The organism is Thioalkalivibrio sp. HL-Eb18, from assembly GCF_000364985.1.
Lineage (GTDB): Bacteria > Pseudomonadota > Gammaproteobacteria > Ectothiorhodospirales > Ectothiorhodospiraceae > Thioalkalivibrio.
This window is the reverse complement of the sequence record NZ_KB822967.1, coordinates 20,472-41,505: the sequence shown is the minus strand read 5'-3', so window position 1 is coordinate 41,505 and position 21,034 is coordinate 20,472. Positions and strand designations below refer to the sequence as shown.

At 65.6% G+C, this 21,034-nt stretch carries 24 protein-coding genes; 10 read left to right on the top strand and 14 right to left on the bottom strand.

Annotated elements, in window-relative coordinates:
* Window positions 1–4 precede the first annotated feature (4 nt).
* Together F813_RS0107530 and F813_RS0107525 are read right to left on the bottom strand one after the other, a co-directional pair.
* Entirely contained in the window at window positions 5–1,540 is a 1,536-nt protein-coding gene (locus tag F813_RS0107530) for an L-lactate permease (protein WP_012982787.1), read from the bottom strand.
* 72 nt (window positions 1,541–1,612) lie between these two features.
* A complete protein-coding gene (locus F813_RS0107525) occupies window positions 1,613–2,236 on the bottom strand; it encodes a hypothetical protein (RefSeq protein ID WP_017926091.1) in 624 nt (207 codons plus the stop codon).
* A 130-nt stretch (window positions 2,237–2,366) separates the two neighbouring features.
* Here F813_RS0107525 and F813_RS14035 point away from each other — a divergent pair, with 130 nt between their 5' ends.
* Window positions 2,367–2,744 carry an MliC family protein gene (locus F813_RS14035; protein ID WP_041444234.1) on the top strand — a complete coding sequence of 126 codons (378 nt, stop codon included), beginning with the start codon at window positions 2,367–2,369 and terminating at the stop codon, window positions 2,742–2,744.
* Here F813_RS14035 and F813_RS0107520 read toward each other — a convergent pair.
* On the bottom strand, window positions 2,686–3,363 hold the full coding sequence (locus tag F813_RS0107520; protein WP_017926090.1) for a hypothetical protein: 678 nt from the start codon (window positions 3,361–3,363) through the stop codon (window positions 2,686–2,688). The genes F813_RS14035 and F813_RS0107520 overlap by 59 nt on opposite strands.
* Window positions 3,364–3,570: 207 nt before the next feature.
* Between F813_RS0107520 and F813_RS0107515 the strand changes: the two genes are divergently transcribed.
* Window positions 3,571–4,698: a flagellin gene (locus F813_RS0107515; RefSeq protein ID WP_017926089.1), complete on the top strand. Its 1,128-nt coding sequence runs from the start codon at window positions 3,571–3,573 to the stop codon at window positions 4,696–4,698.
* A gap of 17 nt (window positions 4,699–4,715) precedes the next feature.
* On the opposite strand, the gene F813_RS0107510 is transcribed toward F813_RS0107515, so the two are convergent.
* Complete coding sequence (locus F813_RS0107510; RefSeq protein ID WP_026148193.1) at window positions 4,716–5,474, bottom strand: hypothetical protein; 759 nt, start codon at window positions 5,472–5,474, stop codon at window positions 4,716–4,718.
* 241 nt (window positions 5,475–5,715) lie between these two features.
* Between F813_RS0107510 and F813_RS0107505 the strand changes: the two genes are divergently transcribed.
* Together F813_RS0107505 and F813_RS0107500 are read left to right on the top strand one after the other, a co-directional pair.
* On the top strand, window positions 5,716–7,023 hold the full coding sequence (locus F813_RS0107505; protein WP_017926087.1) for a PAS domain-containing methyl-accepting chemotaxis protein: 1,308 nt from the start codon (window positions 5,716–5,718) through the stop codon (window positions 7,021–7,023).
* Between the two features lie 492 nt (window positions 7,024–7,515).
* Window positions 7,516–8,754: a bifunctional diguanylate cyclase/phosphodiesterase gene (locus F813_RS0107500; RefSeq protein WP_026148192.1), complete on the top strand. Its 1,239-nt coding sequence runs from the start codon at window positions 7,516–7,518 to the stop codon at window positions 8,752–8,754.
* 67 nt (window positions 8,755–8,821) lie between these two features.
* Here F813_RS0107500 and F813_RS0107495 read toward each other — a convergent pair whose 3' ends face one another.
* Window positions 8,822–9,217 carry a DUF4168 domain-containing protein gene (locus F813_RS0107495; protein ID WP_012982795.1) on the bottom strand — a complete coding sequence of 132 codons (396 nt, stop codon included), beginning with the start codon at window positions 9,215–9,217 and terminating at the stop codon, window positions 8,822–8,824.
* Window positions 9,218–9,540: 323 nt separating this feature from the next.
* The gene (locus F813_RS0107490) at window positions 9,541–10,245 is read right to left on the bottom strand and encodes a DUF4197 domain-containing protein (protein WP_017926086.1); all 705 of its coding nucleotides are present in this window, start codon (window positions 10,243–10,245) and stop codon (window positions 9,541–9,543) included.
* A 130-nt stretch (window positions 10,246–10,375) separates the two neighbouring features.
* Here F813_RS0107490 and F813_RS0107485 point away from each other — a divergent pair, with 130 nt between their 5' ends.
* Window positions 10,376–11,464: a lecithin--cholesterol acyltransferase gene (locus tag F813_RS0107485; protein ID WP_017926085.1), complete on the top strand. Its 1,089-nt coding sequence runs from the start codon at window positions 10,376–10,378 to the stop codon at window positions 11,462–11,464.
* Window positions 11,465–11,483: 19 nt separating this feature from the next.
* Here F813_RS0107485 and F813_RS0107480 read toward each other — a convergent pair whose 3' ends face one another.
* A complete protein-coding gene (locus F813_RS0107480; RefSeq protein WP_026148191.1) occupies window positions 11,484–12,182 on the bottom strand; it encodes an ABC transporter substrate-binding protein in 699 nt (232 codons plus the stop codon).
* Window positions 12,183–12,285: 103 nt separating this feature from the next.
* Window positions 12,286–13,809 (bottom strand): NAD(P)H-dependent oxidoreductase, encoded by a 1,524-nt coding sequence (locus F813_RS0107475; RefSeq protein ID WP_017926083.1) that lies wholly within the window; start codon window positions 13,807–13,809, stop codon window positions 12,286–12,288.
* 114 nt (window positions 13,810–13,923) lie between these two features.
* Between F813_RS0107475 and F813_RS0107470 the strand changes: the two genes are divergently transcribed.
* Entirely contained in the window at window positions 13,924–14,385 is a 462-nt protein-coding gene (locus F813_RS0107470) for an SRPBCC family protein (RefSeq protein WP_012982800.1), read from the top strand.
* Here F813_RS0107470 and F813_RS0107465 read toward each other — a convergent pair.
* Window positions 14,382–14,930 carry a cyclin-dependent kinase inhibitor 3 family protein gene (locus F813_RS0107465; protein WP_012982801.1) on the bottom strand — a complete coding sequence of 183 codons (549 nt, stop codon included), beginning with the start codon at window positions 14,928–14,930 and terminating at the stop codon, window positions 14,382–14,384. The two genes, F813_RS0107470 and F813_RS0107465, sit on opposite strands and share 4 nt — an antisense overlap.
* A gap of 102 nt (window positions 14,931–15,032) precedes the next feature.
* On the opposite strand from F813_RS0107465, the gene F813_RS14440 reads away from it, so the two are divergent.
* From F813_RS14440 to F813_RS0107445, 4 genes are all read left to right on the top strand, one after another.
* On the top strand, window positions 15,033–15,176 hold the full coding sequence (locus tag F813_RS14440) for a hypothetical protein (RefSeq protein ID WP_012982802.1): 144 nt from the start codon (window positions 15,033–15,035) through the stop codon (window positions 15,174–15,176).
* A gap of 35 nt (window positions 15,177–15,211) precedes the next feature.
* On the top strand, window positions 15,212–15,832 hold the full coding sequence (locus tag F813_RS0107455) for a phosphoribosyltransferase (RefSeq protein WP_017926082.1): 621 nt from the start codon (window positions 15,212–15,214) through the stop codon (window positions 15,830–15,832).
* 119 nt (window positions 15,833–15,951) lie between these two features.
* Window positions 15,952–16,605 carry a phosphoribosyltransferase gene (locus F813_RS0107450; protein WP_017926081.1) on the top strand — a complete coding sequence of 218 codons (654 nt, stop codon included), beginning with the start codon at window positions 15,952–15,954 and terminating at the stop codon, window positions 16,603–16,605.
* On the top strand, window positions 16,592–17,239 hold the full coding sequence (locus tag F813_RS0107445) for a dienelactone hydrolase family protein (protein WP_017926080.1): 648 nt from the start codon (window positions 16,592–16,594) through the stop codon (window positions 17,237–17,239). Before F813_RS0107450 ends, F813_RS0107445 begins: the two co-directional genes overlap by 14 nt.
* Here the strand turns inward: F813_RS0107445 and F813_RS0107440 are convergent.
* From F813_RS0107440 to F813_RS0107420, 5 genes are all read right to left on the bottom strand, one after another.
* Window positions 17,214–17,666, bottom strand: coding sequence for an SRPBCC family protein (locus tag F813_RS0107440; RefSeq protein WP_017926079.1), 453 nt, complete (start codon window positions 17,664–17,666; stop codon window positions 17,214–17,216). The two genes, F813_RS0107445 and F813_RS0107440, sit on opposite strands and share 26 nt — an antisense overlap.
* 1 nt (window position 17,667) lies before the next feature.
* Window positions 17,668–18,147 (bottom strand): VOC family protein, encoded by a 480-nt coding sequence (locus F813_RS0107435; RefSeq protein WP_017926078.1) that lies wholly within the window; start codon window positions 18,145–18,147, stop codon window positions 17,668–17,670.
* Window positions 18,148–18,187: 40 nt separating this feature from the next.
* Window positions 18,188–18,565: a VOC family protein gene (locus tag F813_RS0107430; protein WP_012982808.1), complete on the bottom strand. Its 378-nt coding sequence runs from the start codon at window positions 18,563–18,565 to the stop codon at window positions 18,188–18,190.
* An 89-nt stretch (window positions 18,566–18,654) separates the two neighbouring features.
* Window positions 18,655–18,843 (bottom strand): hypothetical protein, encoded by a 189-nt coding sequence (locus F813_RS0107425; RefSeq protein ID WP_026148190.1) that lies wholly within the window; start codon window positions 18,841–18,843, stop codon window positions 18,655–18,657.
* A 49-nt stretch (window positions 18,844–18,892) separates the two neighbouring features.
* Window positions 18,893–20,950, bottom strand: a complete 2,058-nt coding sequence (locus tag F813_RS0107420) for a sodium-translocating pyrophosphatase (RefSeq protein ID WP_017926076.1) — start codon at window positions 20,948–20,950, stop codon at window positions 18,893–18,895.
* Between the last annotated feature and the right edge of the window lie 84 nt (window positions 20,951–21,034).

Genomic DNA, 21,034 nt, shown 5'->3' with positions numbered 1-21,034 from the left:
AGGCTTACCAGACAAAAGCCAGCAACCCGGCCCCGAGACAGACCACGACCACGGGCACAATCGTCTCCCGCACCACCTGCCCTTCGCGCGCCTGGAGGCCGCAGGCGGCGGCCGCCATCGCGATGTTGTGCAAAGAGATCATGTTGCCCACACCTGAGCCGATCAACTGCAGGGCGAGAATCGACGGTAACGACAACGCCAACGCCTCCGCGGTATCCGCCTGCAGACGAGCAAAGAGCAGATTGGAGACCGTCGCGCTTCCGGTCATGAACGACCCCAGCGCCCCCAGGAATCCGCTGAACAGCACGAACGTACCCCCCAGCCACTCCGCCAGGCCCTGCCCCAGTACCTGAGGCATCGAGGGCAGCCCCGCCGCGTTAAGCTCGGACATCAGCAGGACCTGGGTGAGCGCGATGATGAAGATCAGCACAATCGCGGCCACCCGCAGCTTGCGCCCGGTGGCCACCACGGCCTCGCCCAGCGCGGCGCGCCCCACGCGAAACAAGATCAGCGCGGTGACCAGCGCCAGGGCAAAGTAGAAATAAGGCGTGTACAGCGGGGCCAGGCTCTGCCCCAGCTCCACCCCCTGAAACTCGCCCAGCGACCAGCGCACCGATTGCAGGGCCTCGCGCAGCGGCATCACCGTGCGCGAAGCGATCAGTGACACCGACATCACGGCAAACGGCACGAAGGCGAGCAGCACGCGCCCGATCGGGGCAGGATCGGCCTCGGCGCTGCGCTGCCCAGCGGGAAGCAGAAAGCCCTTGTGCGCTGCCAGCGCGATGACCCCCATCGCGACGATGCCCCCCACGATCGAGGGCAGTTCCGGGCCAATCAGCCACGCCACCAGGGCATACGGAATACCGAACGCGAGTGCGGAGAGCACCGCGAACGGCACAAACTCGCGAAAACGCCCCTTCTCTTCGCCCAGCGTGGTGACCCAGATCATGAAGGTGGTGATAAAAACGGCCAGCAGCGCCAGAATGAATGCCGTGCGAACCACCGCCTCCTGCACCACCGCATCGTCCAGCCCCAGCCCCGCGAAGCCGATCACCACGGGAGTGCCCGCCGCGCCAAACGGCACGGCCGTGCTGTTGCCGATCAGCGCGATCGCCACGGCCTTCAGTGGCTTCATCCCGAAATAGACGAGCAGCGGTGCGGCCAGCACGGCCGGGGTCCCGAACCCGGCGATACCCTCCACGAATCCGACCAGGCCCCACCCCAGCAACATCGCCAGCACGCGCGGGTCGCGCGACACACTGGCGATCACCGACTGGATCGCATCCATGTGGCCCGTCGCGATCATCACGTTCAGCACCAACAGCGCGACGGCCACGATCAGCATGACCTCGACAAACACCACCCCCGCATCCAGCAGGCTGGCACCCAGCACGGCCCCCGGCATCTGCCAGACCCACAGGGCAATGATCAGTGTCGCCAGATACGCCAGTGGCGCGGCCTCGTAGGCCGGCCGACGCAGCGGCACCAGCCAGACAAACAGCACCACGAACGGCACCAGGGCCACCCAGAAAAGCGTCATGCGCGCGCGATCCTCGAAAAAGCGTTCCCGGGAGAGTATCGCCTGTCCCGGGCCGGGGCCCACTGCGTCAGATCAACCGCGCTCATCTTCCCGGCGCGGATGAACATGCCCGAAACGACCCATGCCCCACCACAGCATGCGATGGCTCAGCCACCAGACCAGGGCGCAGCCGGCCATCAGGGCTGCGAGCCACACGTACGGATGCACCAGCTCCTGAGGGCGCGCCCACGGTCCAAGCACCCAGTTCACGTTCGCCTCAGGGGTCGAGAGAAGGTACGACACCAGCAAGACGGCCCAGCCCACCAGTATCCACAAACGCCCCGCCAGCGGGTCGTACCCCAGGCGCCAGACCATCCACAGCAGGACAAAGGGCAGCGGCAGGTGGTAAAGGGAAAACAGCCGCAGGTAGAGCGGAATCTCCGGATCGAACATGTAGGCGACAAAGCCGAAGGGCGGGTTGCCCAGCAACACAAGCCCCAGCAGGAAGTCGATCACCCACCCCATCTCCAGCAGCACCACGCCTACCGCCAGCATGCTCGCCAGACGCCGGCTCTCCAGCCACGCCGCCGCGCACCCGGCGATCAGCGCGAGATTGGACAGCCAGAGGAAATTGAGCCAGCCATACTGGACCGCGTAGACCGGCACCAGGACGCAGACAAACAGCAGGTAGACAACCAGAAACCAGCGAGGAAACAAAGCGTAATCGCCTGACGGGGCCGGGCCCTCACTATAACGGTTCGAACCCGGAGTCACAGTGTTCCTTCACGTGCGCCAGCCTGTTACGCGTATGATGAAAAGTCCATTCTTCCCACGGGAGCACCGGCGCGTGAGAACCTGGATTGTCATCAGCGCCACGCTGGCACTGGCGGCCTGCGGCACCCTGCCCCCGACCGCTGAACAGGCACGCGATGTGCCCTACAGCTGTGACCGTGGCCCGAACCTGATGGCGAGCTTCAGTGGCAACGAGGCCGAGTTGCGTTTTGGCCGCTCCAGGGCCGTATTACAGGCGACCGAGGTGGCCTCCGGGGCGCGCTACGCCAACCCCGGCGAGCAGATCGTGTTCTGGACCAAGGGCGAAGCCGCCATGCTCGAATTCCACGGTATCTACTGGACTTGCCGCGTTCGCCAGCCCAATGCCGATGCAGCTACTCCGGCTCCACCGGCGCCACGGCACTGGAGTGCCGCGGCAGATGTTCCTGAATAAACGCCTCCAACCGGCCAAGCGCCTCGCCAGCACTGGAAAAGCCTTCCAGGCCACATTCGACCGAGCCATCGAGATACGGTCGCATGCCCTCGCTAATAGTCGGCGTAAACCCTACTCCCGTGCTCGCCAGCAACTCCGGGTCCAGACGCCCATCCACATGGATGCGCTGGATCTGCAGTACGGCGACCCCCTCCGACGTCACTCGGTCCTCGCGCACCAGTAGCGTCTCGCCGTTGTCGCACTCGGCGATCTGCAGCGCCCCTTCCCGCGCCGTTTGCGCCATTTGGTGCTCGTAGCTGCGCGCCTCGGGGTCCTGCAGGATCACGCGTGCCCCCTCGAAGGCCAGGGCCGCCAGCAGCAGTACCCCCGCCAGGCCGAACAGCGTAGCCGCCACCCGCCGCCAGCCCAGCGCAAACCCGACGACACCGCCCAGCAGCAACAGCGGCGTACCCCACTCGAAGGTCCGGGCCAGCGGTACGGGCATGAAGTCGATCCCGCCGCCGAGCCCCAGCAGGGCGGTCACATACAGCCAGACGACCCCCAGCCCGACCCCGAGCAGGATCGCGATCAGCGTGCGCCAGAACAGCGACTGCCTGCGCTCGGGTTGCGTATCGGCCATGCCCCTCTCCAATCCAGTCCAATCGGCGCAGCCTAAGCAAACACGCGCCGATGTGCACGCCAGGGCCCACCACCTGGCGTATCTAACCGGAACCCCTGCCCTCAAGTTTCCTCAAACGCGGCCGTTAAGCCGCTGTGGACGGGAAATTCCGGCTGCGGAATCCGGCCCTTCGCCGGATCGCCCTTGTGGCGTGCGAGACCCGACAAAATGGCCCAGGTGTTGAGTGTTGCCACCAACCTCCTGTCGCTCAATGCCCAGCGCCACCTGCGCCAGTCGCAGGCCGCCCTGCAGACGGCCTTTCAGCGCCTCGCTTCGGGCCAGCGTATCAATTCGGCGCGCGACGACGCCGCCGGGCTGGCCATCTCCGAACGCTTCACAACCCAGATCCGCGGCCTGAACCAGGCCATGCGCAACGCGCAGGATGGCATCTCGCTGGCCCAGACCGCCGAGGGCGCCCTGGGCTCCATGACCGGCAACCTGCAACGTGTCCGCGAGCTGGCTATACAGGCGGCCAATGCCACCCTGTCGACCTCGGATCGTGGCGCCATCGACCGCGAGGTTCGCCAGCTCCTGGCCGAGAACGACCGCATCGCGACCCAGACAACCTTTAACGGCCGTTCGCTGCTGGATGGGTCCATGGGCACCGCGTTCTTCCAGATCGGCGCCAATGCCGGACAGACGCTCGCCATCGACCTCGGCGACAGCATGCGCAACCGCTTCGTGGGCGACATTGCGAGCGCCTATTCCGGCGAACTGGAGGCCGCCTTCGCCAGCGATCCGCTGGAGGTGGATCAGGATTTCTTCATCCGTGTGGGCGAGCGCGACCCGGTGGAGATCCCTGCGGGCCACTATCGCACGCCCCAGGAACTGGCGACCGCGATCGACCGTGCCCTCGGATCCACCGGACGCGCGGTCCTGACCGACGACGGCCGGCTGAACCTAATCGCCCGCGAGACCCTGACGATCTCGGGTGAGACCGCCATCGACACGCTCGGGCTGCCGGCCACCACCGAACCCGGGGGAAGCCTGAACGATGTCGACCTGACCACGCGCCAAGGGGCCAGCGATGCCCTCTCACGTCTGGATGCCGCACTGGACGCGGTCAACGCGCGGCGCAGCCAGTTCGGGGCCATCCAGAACCGCTTCGAGTCGACGATTACCAACCTGGGCATTACCAGTGACAACCTGGCGGCCGCCCGCAGCCGTATCCTGGATGCCGATTACGCGGCCGAGGTCACCCGCCTCGTGCGCGCCCAGATCCTGCAACAGGCCGGAGTCGCCGTGCTCATTCAGGCCAACGCGCTACCGCAGACCTTCCTGCGCCTGCTCCAGTAACCAGGGGCGAGGCGTCCCTACTCTCCTGCCGGCCGCGCAGCCGCGCCGGAGAACTCCGCCCCCCGGACATCATCGTCGGTCCAGCCACGGTCCTGGTCACGACCCGTCACCCACCATTCGTGCACAAACAGCCGAATCGGCCCGAGCACGCGCTCCTCGAAGCGCGATGGCAGCGTATACGGTCCGACCTTCTCGTACTCCAGGAAGGTGGTATCGACATGGGCATTCCGGGTCGGCTCGAAGCCGGTCAGGGTGATGTGCACCCGGTAGAGGCGATCCGTTTCGGGGTGGATCCACATCACCACCTGGTCTTCGTCGGCCTTGCCGAAACCGGGCTGGATCGTGGCCAGCACGCGACGGTAGTCCACGCCACCCTCACGGCGATCTTCCAGCCGCGTCATCGATGTCGCCCGGTGTTTCACGAAGGTCGGCCCATAGTGGAACAGCTTGCCGGCATCGGTCGTCATCGCGGTAGCATGAATCCGGTCCTCGTCTTCGCTGCGTTCGCCGTTGTAGTACACGCGAATCTCGTCACGCTGGCGGATGACCGTCTTGGTGCCCTCCGGCCCCGTGTAATGCACCGCATACAGCTCGTCCGCCGGGCGGTAGCGCTCCTCGCCCTGGCCACGGTACCCACCATCCGCCACCAGCGGCTGCACGCGCTGCACCATTCGCCCCCACTCCCCGTCCGTAGCCTGGTTCAGGTCGCCGTCGTACTCGCGAAGGTCCCCGCCGTGAGCGGCCATGGTCCGGTCGAACAGTTCCTGGGCCGTCATCCCGTCCGCGAAAGCCCGGTCGTCATCAGGATCCGGGAAGGTAGTGGCGCAACCCGCCAGCAGCAGTACAGAAAAAACCAGCAGCGGCGCTACCCATGCGCTCGCACGGTACACCGGCCATGTGGTCTTGTTCTTTTTCTCCATTTCTGCACCCTCGAACTTTCTTTATGTACAGCTCTTGTACAATGTATGTACATGGAGTTCAATAGGGCGTCATCAACCAACCGCTCAGGATGTGCCCATGTGTGCAAATGCCACCCGGCTCCCCACCCAGGGCGCACCCCTTGCGGTTTCCCGCGACGACGCCACGGCGATACTCGCGGCCGTCCGCGATGCCGTCGCCTATATCGAATTTGCGCCGAACGGTACGGTGCTCGACGCCAACTCGCACTTCCTCGAGACCGTCGGTCACCCCCGCGAGGATGTGATCGGCCAGCACCATCGGATGTTCTGCGACCCGGCCTATGTTCGCTCCATGGAATACCGGCAGTTCTGGCAGCAGCTGGCTGCGGGCGAGTCCCACGCCGGCACCTTCCCCAGGGTCACGCGAGCTGGCGAAACCATCTGGCTGGAGGCCACCTACTTTCCGGTACGCGATGCCCGGGGCGAGGTGTACAAGGTCGTCATAATCGCATCGAATGTGACCGGCAAGATGGAGACGCTCCACGACCAGGCAGCCGTATTCGAGGCGCTGGATCGCTCCCAGGCGGTCATTGAGTTCACGCCGGACGGCACCATCCTCAAGGCCAACGACAACTTCCTGCAGGCCGTCGGTTACCCGCTCGAACACATTCAGGGCCAGCACCACCGGATGTTCTGCGACGACGCCTTCTACCGCGAGAACCCGAATTTCTGGCGAGACCTCGCCGGCGGGCGCTTCATGAGCGGCAAATTCCGCCGTTTCAAGTCCTCCGGCGAGGAGATCTGGCTGGAGGCCACCTACAACCCGATCCTCGATGACCAGGGCCGCACCGTGAAGGTCATCAAGTTCGCCACAGACATCACCGCCAGCGTGCACATGGCCGAGCGCACCCGGGAGGCCTCCGCCATCGCCTGCGAAATGGCCCAGAAAACAGCGGATGGCGCGCAACGTGGGGAGGCCTCGCTGGAGGCCAACGCGACCAACTCCGAACAGATCCGCCAGCATGTGGCCGAAACCAAATCGGCGATCGATCGACTCAATGCCGAGGCGCGCAGCATCGAATCAATCATCGAGACCATCCGCAGCGTGGCGGAGACCACCAAGATGCTGTCCCTCAATGCCGCTATCGAGGCCGCGCGTGCCGGCGAGCAAGGGCGCGGCTTTGCCGTGGTGGCACAGGAGGTCCGCAAGCTCGCGTCCGATACACGCGACGCCACCAGTCAGATTGCCGAGGTCATTCATGGCAACCTGCAAGGCACCCAGGCGATCGCCGAGCGTATCGACACTGTGAACAAGGTGGCGGAACAAGGGCGCCAACAGGTCCTGTCGGTACAGCAGATCATGGCCGAAATTCGCGAAGGCGCCAGCCATGTTGTTCAATCGGTTTCCTCGATCCCGCGCATCTGACCCGGCCTGCACGAGGCCACGCACATCCGCCATGCAGAACCATCCGGACCGCGGGTTACTCCTGACGGCCGAAGCCCCGCGCGCCATTGAAAGCAGGGGCTCGGCCGCCCGTTGTTATCAGAAACGGGCGTGGGAACGGCGTTGCGGCACCTTTGTGCAGAATGACTGCACGGCCGTCACCGCGCATTAAACGCACGCAAAAGCGACTCGAGCGCGGACGCGCGATTCAATCAGCGTCTCCCTGGCGGCCTTGGCGCGGGGCCTCCCACTCCGCGCCGCGTCCCCGAGGTCTCAAACCAGGACACCCGGACCGATCGCTGAGCGGCCAGGGCTTCCCTTTCCTGTTCCTATGAACTACACTCCAGAACAACGACTTACAACTGCCTATAACGGCCAGGGCGGTTATCGCTGAGGATCCGCGACCGCGCCGCCATACTTGCTCTGCCCCGACAGGGCGCAACGCCGGCCAGGAAGGCCAAAGGATGCCTCGCGATGTCCAGGTTCGAGTCGGTACAACCGTTGGCCGCGAATATCCGGTATTCCGACTATCTGGCTCGAACCACGCTTCGCGCCTGGGTCGGGATGTCCTTTTTATCCGCGACGCTGATCATCGTCGCCGGCCTGTTGATCTCCTGGTTAATGCCGTACCTGGCGGGTGGCGCCGACAGCATCGTGCCGCACTTCTACTACGTGCCCATCCTGTTTGCCGCCGCGCGCTTCGGTCCCGGCGCCGCCCTCATCGTGGCACTGGTGGCCGGCGTACTCGCCGGTCCGCTGACCTATGTCGATGTCGCGGCCGCTACCGCACAGGAGACGGAACGCTGGCTGACGCGCACTGCCTTCTTCGTCGGCATCGGGCAATTGATGGCCTGGCTGGTCATTCCCGCGCTGCACCCGGTCACCGAAGAGCTCCGGCGCATGCGCCAGGAGTTCGACATCCGCCGAGGGCTGAAACACAACGAATTCTTTCTGCGCTACCAGCCGATCTATTCGCTCCGCCAGCGCCGTTTTGTCGGGGTCGAGGCGCTGATTCGCTGGCAGCACCCCGCACACGGCGAACTCGCTCCAGCGGACTTTCTCGACGTGGCGGAGGACTCCTCCCTGATCCATGACATCGGCGAACTGGTAATCGCCGAAGGCTGCCGGCAGACCGAGGAATGGGCGACCCTCGCGCGGGAGCAGGGCCGCGGACCCTGGTACACCGCGATCAATCTCTCCGCCCGGGACCTGGTTCGCCCCGAGCTCGCATATGACGTCGCGTCGGCACTCAATCGCCACCACCTGCCGCCTGAACTGCTAACCATCGAACTCACCGAGAGCGTTCTCGCCCTGGAGGATGCCGAGCCCGCCCTCGAGGCCCTGAAACATCTGGGGGTGCATCTTGCCATCGATGATTTCGGCACTGGGTATTCGTCCCTCGCCTACCTCAACCGCTTCCCGATCGACACGCTTAAACTCGACCGGCAGCTGGTGTCCCGTCTCGGCCATGACCCTTCGGCCGAAGATCTCGCACGAGGCATCGTACTGCTGGCCAGTTCCCTCGGGCTGAAGATGGTCGCCGAGGGCATCGAAACCCTCGAACAGGTCGAGCGCGGCCAGGAACTCGGCTTCGATCTGATTCAGGGGTTCTATTTTGCGCGGCCGCTGACCGCAGACCAGATCCCCTCGCTCCTGATGATCGACAACGTCGATCCGGACCATCCCCCAACGCCGGAGGCAACACGCGCGTAAAAAAACCCGGCGGGCACAGCGCCGCCGCCGGGGTCCTGGGAGATATCGGGCGTAGTACTCCCGGAGGTTACGAACCCTCCGCGATCTCGGCGAATTGCTCACCGAGGTCGCTGTCGTTATCGATCAGGTAGGCAATCTCCTGGTATTCCTCGACGGTCAGCCCTTCATCCTCAATCGCGGCGACCATCTCGTCATTGGCCTCGTCGCGCAGCTCCTGGGCTTCCTCGCCTTCTGCTTCCGCGATGTCATCTGCGTATTCCGCGCGGATGTCCTGGGCGGCTTCCGCGGCGGCCAGAAAGCTTTCCAGGTCGCTCTCACTGACGTCCTCGGCAGACATCTGGGGATCATCGGTCCATTCCTGCTCGAACACATTCGGATCATCCGCCGCCACGATGCCCGTGCCACCCAATGCGAGCCCGAAAGCCAGGGCGATCGAATATGCGGTAGCGGTCTTGTGTCCCATGCTGCGCCTCCTGCTTCATCAGATCGGTTGGATTGCGATAGCCCGTCGCCATGCACGGGCCGTCTGGTCTGAAACGCTGCAGCCTCCGTGCCAATTTGTCCTGAATGCTGCATATCGCGCCCTCATGCGGTTCCCGCACTTGGATGCCTTGACCGAATGGAACTCCATCACATCCAGAAGTGGGTCATTCAGACACATGCATCGCCCCGACCCGTGTCGCTCCGACCCACTCCCCGCCTCGGTCAACACCGACAAGGTCCTTCACCTGCAAAAAAGCCCCAGGCGCAATGCCACGGGGCCCACCGTTCTGCTCGGCGTCAGGTTTAGCTTGGGCCGAAGTACTCCCGCAGAAGTTGCGTCGTGCGCGCGGCCGGGTCCTCGCGAATGCGACGTTCCTCGTCCGCCAGGATGGTAAACAGACCGTCCAGTGCGTGGTCGGTCACATAGCGATCCAGGTCCACATCCAGATCGGCCAGGCCGGGGATACGGCTGGCCGCGTCGCGCAGCGGCTGGTACACCCGGTACACCCCGGCGCCCTCCATGTGCTCGCGCACCACGGGCGCATAGCGCTCGCGCAGATCCGACTCGGACGCACCGCGCAGGTACTGAGTCGCGGCATCGTCATCACCGCGCAGTACCGCGTGAACGTCGGACGGCTGCATGCCCCGTATCGCGCTCACGAACACCGGGGCCGCCTCTCGTGCGGCCGCCTCGGCGGCCCGGTTCATGCGCCGCTCGAGATCGTCGACCTGGCTGCCCAGCCCGGCACTGCGCAGCATATCCCCGGCCTGCCGCAACTCCTGTGGCAGACCGATCCGGATGGCCTGGTTGCCCCAGTAGCCGTCTTCCTGCCCCGTACGCTCCACGGTCCGTTCGGTGCCGACTCGCAGGGCCTCGCGGATCGCGTCTTCCGCCCGGTCACCACCACTCCCCTCCCCATTCAGGCCAAAGTCGCGGACATCCAGGCCCGCACAGGCGGAGAGAAAGAACGGCAGAAACAGCAACAACAAAAGCGGCGAATGACGCATGCGGACACTCCGACAACAATCGTACGGGGCATGATACACATCACGCCTCGCATACCCCGTGCCCCGTTCGCCACATCCGACACCGCGCCAGGCTTGCGATCCACCCCCGCATGCTCAATCGTTAGGGAATATGAACCGCGACCCGCGCCGCAAAAGACTCTCCCGCAAGCGGCTGTACGCCGCCGCCGTCCTGCTCGGCTTGCCGCTTCTCGCGTTCATCGCCTGGGTGACCTGGACGGAACAGCACCCGGAACAGGAGCGCGAGCTGCGTGTGGAGGTCCAGGACCGCCTGCACGAATGGTTTCCGGAGGTCATGGAACTGCCCGACGAGCTTCGCGGCTTTGTCCCGCGATCCACGGTATTCGATGACAGCGCCCCCCCCGAAGTCGTGATGCTGCACGGGCTCGACGAGCCCGGCGATATCTGGGACACGCTGGCGTCCGCCCTCGATACCGCAGGGATCAACGGCTGGGAGTTTCGCTATCCGAACGACCAGGCGATTGATCACAGCGCCGATCTCCTGGCCGAGTACTGGGAAACGCTGGAGACCGACCAGCCCGTGATCCTGGTGGGGCACAGCATGGGTGGGCTCGTGATCCGCGATTTTGTTACCCGCTGGCGACACCCGACAGGCGAAGACCCAGGGGTCGAAGGGCCACCAATTGCCGGCGTGATCCTGGTCGCTACCCCCAACCAGGGCTCCGACTGGGCACGCCTGCGTGTCTGGCTCGAGGTGCGCGAATGGCTCACCGACATTCGCGAACAGCGCTTTTCGCTTTTCGCCGGCCTGCGCGACGGCACGGGCGCGGCCAAGATCGATCTGCGGCCCGACAGCGAGTTTCTCGCGGACCTGAATCAGCGTCCCTGGCCAGAGGGCATTCCCGTGCGCATCATCGGCGGCGTGGTACCCGAGCCCACCCCGGCGATGGAGGCCAGCCTGCAGTCCCTGAGCGAGCAGTTCGGTATCGAGAACCTGCCCGAGCGCATTGGCGAATGGTGGCAAGACGCCAGCGAAGGTGTCGGTGACGGGGTCGTGCCAGTCGAGTCCCTGTCACTGGAAGGACACCCCGAGCCCCAGATCCTGGAGGCCTCGCACCGCGGTCTTCTGGTGCCCGGCCCCCTGACGGAATATCCCCCCGCGGTCGAACCGGTCCTGCATATCCTGTTCGACTGGCGGGGCGAAGACCGGCCTGTACCCGCGATTACCCCGCAAGACTAACGTCTCTCCAGCGCAGGAGTCAGATCCCCAGCTCCCGCAGGACTTTGTCGATGCGCGGCACCAGGTGCGCATGCGGCGAGTCCTTGCGCACCAGCAGGCGCATCGAGGTCACGTCCAGCACGTTGGAGGAAGCTACGATCCGATCCAGGGCATCCGCCTCGTCGGGATAGGCCCGCTTCAGCTCCCGGATCGTGTGTTCCGTCACCTCGCTCATGTTGATCAGCACGTCTCCCTCGCCGGCCGCCAGGCGGCGCAGGTTCTCCGACAGCGTGCCCTCGCGCTGCACGTCCAGACCCTCCAGGTTGGCCTTGCCCCAGCCGTTGCCGGCGTAGTCCAGCACGCGGTATCCGGGAAAGTCCTCCAGCCGCTCCTTGGCCAGCAATTCATCACGCTCGGGGTGATCCTCGCGCACGAAGGCCACCCATTCCGGCTCTGCCAGGGCGACCTCGTTCGCGATCAGATACTCCTCGCGCTCCGGCGTCATGGTGGTAATGATCGCGTCGGCCTTGCCCTCCTTCACCAGGCGCTGCGCCTCTTCCCATTCGTAGGGCTCGTGGCGCAGTGGCACCCACAAGTGGGCAAAGGCCTCCTGCATCAACTGTACGTAGTGACCGACAAAGCGCCCGTCGCGGTTGATGTACCCATACGGCGCCTCGTCTTGATCACCCGCGATATGAAACGCCTCGCGCTGATCCGCCACCGCCGGCAGCGACAACATGCCCAAAACCGCAATGCCCGCTAACAGCCGTCCCAACATCGCTCACATCCTCCATACCGCACCGCCCGGCCTCTGAATCAGCCGGAGGCCGGCATCCAGTCACTCAAGCCGCGGCGAGATTCACCAGCGGCACCAGGCCAAACCACAGGACATAGGCTAGCGATACCGCCATCAGCCCGTCGATACGTCCGCCGGGGGCCCCGCGCTGCCGCTCGCGCCACAGGAGCCACGTCAGCCACGCCGCATGCGGCACGACGAAATAGGCAATCCCTGCATAGGCCCCCTGAGCCCAACCGGTCAGGTGGAATGCCGCTCCGGCAACCGCCGCCAGAACGGTGAACACCAGCGCCACAACGAGGGCACCACCATTCCCCAGTCGCACCGCCAGGGTACGTTTGGCCACGGCGGCGTCCGCCTCACGATCGGGTATACCGGAAAGCGTAATCGACGGGATGATGGCCAGGAACAGCGGCAGGCTCAGCCACCAGGGCAAGGGGTCCGTCCAGTCCCCCGCGAGAAACACATACCCGCACAGCAACACGCCCAGGCTGTGAGTCAGCGCGACATCCACCTCCCCCAGCCCGCGATAGCTGAGCTTCAGGGGCGGCGCCGTATACCCGATCGCGAGCAACGCCAGCACACCCGTCACCCACAGCATGGGACCGGCATCGCCGGGCGCAACGGCGACCAGTGCGGCAAAAGCCGCCGCGAAGCCCCCCAGCGCCACCGCCGTACCGGCGTTGAGCTCGCGCAGGGACAGCCGCCCCTCCACCAGCACCCGCGACCCGCCGGTAAACGGGCTGTAGAAACGGTTCTGGCGATCGGAGCCGAAATCCACCCGTTCATTGACCAGGACCGTCGCCACCTCGAGCAGGAACAGGCACAGATAGCCCAGCCAGAAAGCCGGATTGCGCAGCACACCACCGTCCGGGGCCGCTGCCAGGGCCCCTGCGGTGTAGGCCACAAAGGTCATCGGGTAGAACTGCAGGCGCAGGGCCTGCAGCCAGCCCCCCAGCTTGAAGGCGGCCTGCTCGCGCAGGCTCTCGCGCCCGTGCTGCAGGCGCAGCCCTTCCTGTCGTGCACGCTCGAGCCACACCTCGCGCTGACGGGCGTCAGCCTCGCGCACCGAGCCCAGCATCAGCGAGCGCACCGGGCGGATGCCGCAAAAGCCCAGGGTAGCCCGCGCCATCGCGTTGATCCCCGGCTGGCGATACAGCAACCGATGGATCAGTACCGGGGTATCCATCGTGGTGATCAGCTGTGCGGATCGGCCCTGCAGCAGTCCCTCGTATCCGGTACCGCCCTCGCAACTGCGAAAGGCGAACTCGGGCGTCATCACCCGATCGAGGAAACCCTTGAGCAGCGCCGGCATGGTGCCCCACCAGGTGGGGAAGACGAATACGAGGTGATCGGCCCAGGCGACCAGTTCGCGCGCTGCGTCCAGGTCGTCTTCCAGCGCCTGCTCATTCGGCGAAGGCGTGTGAACGTGCGGATCGAACTCGAGATTTGCCAGCTCCAGGGAGCGGACTTCCGCCCCGGAGGACCGGGCGCCATCACGGTAGGCCGCGGCCAGCGCGCCGCACAGGCTGTCGGTACGCGGGTGGCCCAGGATCACGAGCACCTTCATGCGCAGTAGCTCCCGGAAAGCGCCTCGCAACCACTACCACCCGGGACGGGGCACGTGGTGCATACCGGGTTGCCTCCCTGCATACTCGAATTCCTCCGAACCCCGTCTCTGACCATGCCCACGATCGAGCACCAGGCCCACATCCGCGCGGACCGACCCGATGTATTCGCCCTGATCACGCGGGTCGAGGAGTTCGTCCATTACAGCGAGGCCATCGAAACGATAGCGCGCGTCGGGGAGGGCCGCTACCGATGGGTCGTCCGCATCGCCGGCATCCCTCTGAATTTCGATGTCGAGATCACAGAATCGGAACCACCGGAGCGCTTTTCCTGGCAATCGCTGACCGGCGTGCAGAATCGCGGCACCTATTACCTGACACCCGCGAGAGACGGGACGACGATTCACTTGCGTCTGGAGTACGAGCTGGACAATCCGCTGCTCGAAGAGACGGTCCGCCAGGCGGCCAAACCGCTGATCCAGACCCTGAGCCGGGAAATCATCGACAACGTGGAGGCGAAGCTGCAGAAGTCACCGCGAAAAACCGCAGACCGGCAGCGTCCACGCCCGGATCATTAGACCCCGGTAGCGGACAGGCTCAACAAATAGCGCTGCTGGTCCGGGCTCTCGATCGCGCCGGGGCGCGCCCCGCGCACGGTTGCGATGGCCTCCTCGGGAGCGAGGCCCTGCTCAATCAGCGTCAAGGCCGCAATCGTCCCCGCGCGGCCAAACCCGCCACCGCAGTGAAAAATCACCCCCTCACCCGCATCCAGCCGCCGGTGCACCTCGGGGCCGACCTCGCCCCATCGCAACTCCCATGGGCGATCCGGGGCCGCCATGTCACCGATCGGCAGGTGCAGCCACGCCATCCCCGCCGCATCCACGGCCTCGCCAAGCTCGGGTACCCCCAGCGCGTCCAGTTCATGCCCCTGGTTCAGCGTGACCACGGCGGTCGCTCCCCAGTCCCGGATCGCTGCCAGATCCGCCTCCAGGTCCCGCTGGCCACCGGGCGCACCCGGCTCGCACTTGCCGGGACAAAGCGTCATCCCGATCGTTCCGCCCCCGGGCAGGCGAACCGTGCCGATCTCCAGGGAGTGGACGGGATTGTTACTAGTCTGAGTCATCAAGCCTCTCTCAATCGTCCGGCGCCAGGGCCCGTCGTTCCGTTCGCTTGCCCTCGAAGGCCTCGTCTGCGAACCAACGCCGCATCCCCCAATCCTACCGGTATGGACACCCCGTTACTTATCCTTGGCCTCCTGCTGGTCGCCAGCCTGGCCGCATTCTTTACCGGCGTACTGCCCTATCCCATCGGATGGATCATCCTGACCATCGCCTTCATCGCACGCTTGCTCTTTCTGGTCGGCCGATAACATCCTTGCTGAAGCCGCGATGGAGAGCGCCCGCGATGTCTGAAGCCCGCAAGATGCCGGTAGAACTGATCAGTGTGGACGCGGTGGTCGACGCCTCGGACACCCTCGCCCGCCAGGTCCTGGACAGCGGCTTCCGGCCGGACTCGATCGTCGCCATTGCCCGTGGCGGCTTCATGCCAGCGCGATTTCTGTGCGACTTCCTGCAGGTCCACAAACTGCTGAGCCTCAAGGTGGAGCACTACACTTCCGGCGCCCGCAAGAAGCAGGCTGCGGCCGTGACGGTGCCGCTAAGTGGCGAGGTCCGCGGTGAACGCGTCCTGCTAGTGGACGACGTCAACGACAGCGGCGATACCCTGACCGCGGCACGCCCCTACCTGGAGACCTTCAAGCCCGAGGCGGTGCGTACCGCCGTCCTGCACGAAAAGACCACGACCACCTGTCCGGCCGACTTCCGCAGCCACACCGTCCGCGAGTGGCGCTGGCTGCTCTATCCCTGGGCGGTCGTCGAGGACGTCGGCCAGTTCATCCAGCAGATGGACCCACCGCCCAGCCACCGAGCGGGCCTGATCGAACGCCTGCGCCTGAATTACAGCCTGGAACTGCACCCCGCCGAACTCGACCGCGTGATCCGCTACCACAATCTCGAGATCCGCTAGGCCGAACAGCGCAAGAGGGGCCGCGCCGAGGTCTCCTATTTTGCTCAGACCTCCCCGTATTCCTGCCCTCTCGGGCCTACACTTCAGGTCAGTTCAATTGCGTACTGATCGGAGGGCCCATGCGTTTTCGGGACCGTACCGACGCCGGCCGGCGGCTCGCGCAGGCGCTGGACCGCTTCCGTGGCCAGCCCGGCGTGGTGTATGCCCTGCCGCGCGGCGGTGTCCCGCTTGGGGCCGAGGTCGCGCGTCACCTGGACATGCCGCTGGATCTGCTGATCCCGCGCAAGATCGGCCACCCGTTCCACCCCGAATACGCGATCTGCGCGGTTCCGGAACAGGGCGAGCGCGTCTGCAACCGCCGCGAGGAGGAACGCATCGACCCCGAATGGCTGGAACACGCCGAAGCCCGCGCACGTGCCGAGGCCCGGCGACGGCGCGAACTGTACTGCACCACGCCCGCCCCGGACGTCGCCGGCAGACTGGCGATCATCGTCGATGATGGCATTGCCACCGGCCTGACCATGCGCGCAGCCATCCGCGACGCCCGGCTACGCCGCCCCAGCCAGATCGTCGTGGCAATCCCCGTGGCCCCGGCCGATACGGCGGAGCTGCTCGAGGCCGAGGTCGACCACGTGGTGACCCTGGACCGCCCGGTGTACTACCGGGGCTCGGTCGGCTCCTACTACGAATCCTTCGAACAGACCTCGGACGACGAGGTGATCGACCTCCTCGCCACCGCCCACCGCACCCGCAAACCCGATGTCTCGCGCTGAGCAACAGGATGTAACCTTCGCCCTGGACGGGCATCCCCATCAGGGGATCCTCGGCCTGCCCGAGGCGCCCGCCGGGCTGGTCGTGTTCGCCCATGGAAGCGGCAGCAGCCGCCTCAGCCGGCGCAACCATCAGGTGGCCCACGTGCTGCAGGCAGCCAATCTTGCCACGCTGATGTTCGACCTCCTGACCGAGATCGAGGATCGCACCTACGAGAACCGGTTCGACATCCCGCTACTGGCCCGACGGCTCGTACAGGCCTGCGAATGGGCCGCTTCGCAACCCCGACTCGCAGGGCTCCCGATGGGCCTGTTTGGCGCCAGCACCGGGGCGGCGGCCGCATTACAAGCGGCAGGGGCGGCCCCCGATACCATCCGCGCCGTCGTCTCCCGCGGCGGGCGCCCGGATCTGGCGGGCGAGGCCCTGCCGCGGGTGGCGTCGCCCACCCTGCTGATTGTCGGGGGCGACGACACCATGGTGATCGAGCTCAACCGCCAGGCCCAGGCCCGCATGCACGCCCCTTGCAAGCTCGCGATCATCCCGGGCGCCACTCACCTGTTCGAGGAACCGGGCACCCTGGAGCAGGCGGCCGATCTGGCAACGGACTGGTTTACCCGCTGGCTGCGTCCCGACTAGGAAGGGCCGGGTTTTCTTCCAGGAGACTTTTCAGTTGGTCCAGGTCCTTCTCTACCGCGGACCGGTCCGCAACAAACTGTTCGTCGGACATCCCCGGCTGCCGGAAAAGGCTGAACACCAGCTCGCTGCCCTCGCCGTTCGGCAGGACGCGCATGGGGTTGTGAACAATCACGCCCGAGGGAAGCTCGACATCGTGGTCCATCACACCGAGATCGTTGGGCGGTGCAAACCGCACCGTCACCCTCCCAGCGGGTCCTTCCACGACCCACGCATCCCCCTGCTGCCGAACGTCCGAGCGGGCGAGCCCTTCGGCCCATAACGGGAGGTTTCTCGGATCGGAGGCAAAGGCATAGACATCCGCGGGAGTGCGCGCGATGGATACGGTCAGGTGCAGCACCTCGGCCATCCTGGGCCCGCGGGCGTCCATTTCACCGGCCCTCAAAGGCTCGAACCAGGGCCGCGATGTCGAACTTCTTCATCTTCAGGAACGCCTGCGTGATCCGCGCCAGCGCCACCGGATCACCAGACTGCATCATCCCGTCCATCACTGCGGGGACGATCTGCCAGGACAGGCCGAACTTGTCCTTCAGCCAGCCGCATTCCACCTCCTGCCCGCCATCGGCCGTCAGCTTGTCCCAGTAGTAGTCGATCTCCTGCTGCGTGTCGCACTTGACCATGAACGAGATCGATTCGTTGAACGGGACCAGCGGGCCCGCGCTGATCGCCTGGAACTCCTGCCCCAGTACGAAGAAGGTGACGACCTCCACCGAGCCAGACGGGGTCCCCTCCAGGGTGACCGAGCTCTCGACCCACGAGTTCTCGAAGACCGAGGCGTAGAACTCGGCCGCCTCTCTGGCCTGGTGGTCGAACCACAGGTGCGGAACGAGTTTCTGCCGAATGGTTGCCATCACGTATCTCCCGCAAGGCCCGGGCCCTACTACTCTGACCTTACTCCCACGTGTTGGCTCCCTGCTCGAAGCCGCCCCGATAGGGGCTACCCACACAAAAACGATGCCCACTGGGTGCCTGCATCACCACCCAGGCCTCGTGCCGGGACACAACAGTCGCGCCCAGACTCTGCAAACGCGCGACTTCGGCCTCGATCGAGTCGGAATCGATATCCAGGTGCACGCGCGGATCGTGATCCACGCGCTGGATGATGACCTGCACCTCCCCGGGCGGCGTGACGAGCTGGATGAAGCCACTGGCCGCATCGAAGTCCTCGGGCATCGGGAAGCCCAGTGCACTGGCCCAAAAACGCGCCTGGGCGGCCAGATCCTGCGTCCGGCAGTCAATCACGAGGTTTCCGAGTCGGCTCTTGTGCATGGTGTCAGGGGGCAACACGCCGCGCGCTCGCCCCAAGGTCCACCCCGCGGTTCGGGAGAACACGCCGATGTGCGTGTTCTCCCCCTCCGCTAGCGCGGCTTGCAGGCCAGGCCGAACTCGAAGGTATGGATTTTGAAGCCCTCGGGGAACGCGGCCTTGAGCCGCCGCTCGAACTCGGCGTAGATCTCGGCCTTGTGCTGCTGAACGTCCCAGTCGCGGCTGTCGCAATCAACGCCCTCGACGTCGAGTTCCATGTTGAACTCCAGATCCGGGGCCATTTGCACGCGGATTGTCGGCATGTCGGTTCTCCTTCCGGTTCGTGACGCCCTACAGAACAGGCACGAGCAGCAGCGCCATGATGTTGATGACCTTGATCAGCGGGTTGATTGCCGGGCCCGAGGTGTCCTTGTACGGGTCGCCGACCGTGTCGCCGGTCACGGCGGCATGGTGTGCCTCGGAGCCCTTGCCGCCGTGGTGTCCATCCTCAATGTACTTCTTCGCGTTGTCCCACGCCCCGCCCCCGGCGGTCTGGGAGATGGCCACGAACAGACCGGTCACGATCGTCCCGATCAGCAGCCCGCCCAGCGCCTCGGTACCGAGGAACACGCCGACCAGTACCGGCACCAGCACCGGCAGCAGCGAGGGCAGGATCATTTCGCGGATTGCGGCGCTGGTCAGCATGTCCACTGCCCGGGTGTAGTCCGGCTTGGTGGTGCCCTCCATGATCCCGCTGATCTCGCGGAACTGCCGCCGCACCTCGTTCACGATCCCCGAAGCCGCCCGGCCCACGGACTCCATGGTCATCGCGGCGAACAGGAACGGGACCAGCCCCCCAATGAACAGGCCCACGATGACATTCGGATTGCTGAGCTCGAAGTTGTGTACACCACCCGTGTGGCGCGCCAGCTCGTGGGTGTAGTCGGCGAACAGCACCAGGGCCGCCAGCCCGGCCGAGCCGATCGCATACCCCTTGGTAACCGCCTTGGTCGTGTTACCCACCGCGTCCAGCGCATCGGTGGTCTCGCGCACCTCGGAGGGCAGATCGGCCATCTCCGCGATGCCGCCCGCGTTGTCGGTGATCGGGCCGTACGCATCCATCGCCACGATGATCCCGGTCATCGACAGCATGGTGGTCGCGGCAATGGCGATGCCGTACAGACCGCCAAAGGCGTAGGCCACCAGAATCGCCGCGCAGACCGCCAGCACCGGCGCGGTGGTCGCCTTCATCGACAGCGCCAGACCGGCGATGATGTTGGTCGCGTGCCCGGTGGTCGAGGCCTCGGCCAGATGGCGGACCGGACGGAACACCGTGGAGGTGTAGTAGTCGGTGGCGACCATGATCACCCCGGTTAGTACCAGGCCCACCAGTGCCGCGCCATACAGTCGCAGCGCCGCGCCACTCTCGATGCCCATGCTGGTGGCCAGCGCGTTGTCCGGCACCAGCACCAGCGTAATCGGCAGGAAGGCCACCGCAGCAAGCCCGCCGGACACCATGAGGCCCTTGTACAGCCCCTTGATGATCTCCGAGCCCTCGCGCGCCTTGACCGCAAAGGTGCCCACGATCGACGCGAGGATCGCCCCGCCACCCAGCACCAGCGGATACACCGAGGCCATGAGCCCCAGCTCGGGGATCAGCAGGGTCCCCAGGATCATCGTCGCGATGATGGTCACCGCGTAGGTCTCGAACAGATCCGCGGCCATGCCCGCGCAGTCCCCGACGTTATCGCCCACGTTGTCCGCGATCACGGCCGGGTTGCGGGGATCATCCTCGGGGATGCCCGCCTCGACCTTGCCCACCAGGTCCGCGCCGACATCCGCACCCTTGGTGAAGATGCCACCGCCGACACGCGCGAAAATCGAGATCAGCGAGCCGCCCAGCGCCAGCCCCACCAGCGGCGAGAGCCCGACGTCGCCGCCCTCGGGTGTAAGCCACCAGAGCACGGCGAAATAGCCTGCCACTCCCAGCAGCCCGAGCCCGACCACCAGCAGGCCGGTCACCGCGCCCCCGCGGAAGGCCACGTCCATCGCCGCTTCCAGCCCCGACTTCGCGGCCGCCGCGGTTCGCACGTTGGCCCGCACCGCCACGTGCATGCCAATAAAGCCCGCCGCACCCGAAAGCACCGCACCGATCAGGAACCCGATCGCGGAGCCCACGCCGATCACCAGCCACAACCCGACGAACAGAACCACCCCGACCACCGCAATGGTCGTGTACTGCCGCTTCATGTAGGCCGATGCGCCTTCCTGTACGGCACGGGCAATGCGCTGCATCTCCTGGCTCCCCTCCGACTTCGAGAGCACCCAGCGGATGGAAAACAGACCATAGGCCAGCGCGGCAACGCCGCACAGCAGCGCAAACACGAGGCCGAAAAATGGCATGGACATGGACTCCCCCTTCGATACGTCGTGACACAAAACATCCGGAACGTCGGGCACCCGCGGCGGCCGACAGGCAGGCTGTCGACACGA